General features: G+C 67.1%; 2 protein-coding genes. Both read right to left on the bottom strand.

What is annotated here, in order from left to right; all coding sequences use genetic code 11:
- Positions 1-483: ABC transporter ATP-binding protein (locus MOV74_RS37880; RefSeq protein WP_246932592.1), on the bottom strand; the 483-nt coding region annotated here is incomplete at its 3' end.
- Positions 484-633: 150 nt separating this feature from the next.
- Positions 634-1522: FAD-dependent oxidoreductase (locus MOV74_RS37875; RefSeq protein WP_309486881.1), on the bottom strand; the 889-nt coding region annotated here is incomplete at its 5' end.

Below are 1522 nucleotides of genomic sequence, written 5' to 3'. Positions count from 1 at the left end.
CTGGCGCTGGCCGCCGGAGAGCTGGTCGGGCTTGCGCTTCTCCAGCCCCTCGAGCTTCACCAGCGCAACCATCTCGGCCACGCGCGTGGCGATGTCGGCGCGCGCCATGCCAGCGCGCTTCAGGCCGAAGGCGATGTTGTCGCGCACCGACAGATGCGGAAACAGCGCGTAATTCTGGAACATCATGTTGACCGGGCGCTCATGCGGCAGGGCCTGCGCGATGTCCTCGCCGCCGAGCAGGATACGCCCCTCGTCCGGCGCCTCGAAGCCGGCGAGCATCCGCAAAAGCGTGGTCTTGCCGCAGCCGCTGGGGCCGAGCAGCGCAAAGAATTCACCGGCCTTGATGTCGAGCGACACACCATCCACAGCCCGGAACGTCCCAAAAGACTTGGCGACGCCCTCGATGCGCAGCAGCGGCTGGCCGGCGGCAGCTGCGTCGGCCGCGCCTGTTGCGGCGTTCGTTTTGGGCAATTCGTCGGTCATGTTCCCTGCCAACCCCGATTCCGCCGCACGCTAGCCGCCGATCGGGCTTTGCTCAACCATGTCGGAGATACCTTCCATTGCAGCCCTAGCCCGGATGGAGCGGCACGAAGGAAAGACGACTTTCCCGGATTGCGCTTCGCTCCATCCGGGCTACGCCATAAACGCGGCCAGCGCGTCGCGGTCCGCTGCCGGCATCGTCAGGCCGAGCTTGGAGCGGCGCCACAGGATGTCCTCGGGGAAACGCGCCCATTCGTGGGTCATGAGATAGCGCACCTCGGCGCCGGTCAGTTCGGGACCGAAGGCTGGGCCGAGTTCGTCACGGCTCTTCGCCTCGCCGAGCACCGCCGGCAATCGCGAGCCATAGGCCGCGACCAAACGCTGGGCTTGCGTTTCCCCAAGAAAGCGCCAGCGGTCGCGGGCGAGGTCCACCTCAGTGTCGAAGCGATCCCACACAAAATCTCCGCCGGGCAGCGCTGCACCGGCGGTCCAGCGCGGCGACATCGGATAGAACGGCGTCAACTTCGTCACCGCCCGCTCCGCGCGCAGGCGCGAGGTGGTGACGTCGCCGCCGAACATGGTGATCAACGGCGCCCTGCGCCGGCGAGCGTGGAACAGGGTCGTGCCGTCACCTCGCCGCGCGGACGCTGGCGTCAAATTGACGCCGGAGACCGTCCGGACCACGTCGATCGGGGTGACGCGCTCGCGGAAATAGCGGCTGGCCGCCTCGCAGAGATAGGTCACATCAGCCCCGCGCATCGCGACGATCGCGGGATCGCCGGTGAAATCATGCGTGACCGTGCCGATCAGCGTGAACTCCCGCTCGAAGGGGGATGCGAAGATCAATCGTCCATCGCTGTTCTGGAAGACGTAGACGTTGTCCGAATCGAACAGCTTGGGCACGATGATCTGGCTGATCTGCATGGCCGCCATTGCGGGCTGCGGCTGGCGCAGCACGGTGTCCGCGACCATCGGCGCCCAGCCTCCGGTGGCGTTGGCAAGGGCCCGGGCCGTGATCGTGCGGCGGTGGCCACGATCGACC

This window comes from Bradyrhizobium sp. SHOUNA76 (assembly GCF_023006445.1).
Taxonomy (GTDB): domain Bacteria; phylum Pseudomonadota; class Alphaproteobacteria; order Rhizobiales; family Xanthobacteraceae; genus Bradyrhizobium.
The sequence above is the reverse complement of the archived record's forward strand: the minus strand, read 5'-3'. Positions and strand labels throughout refer to the sequence as shown.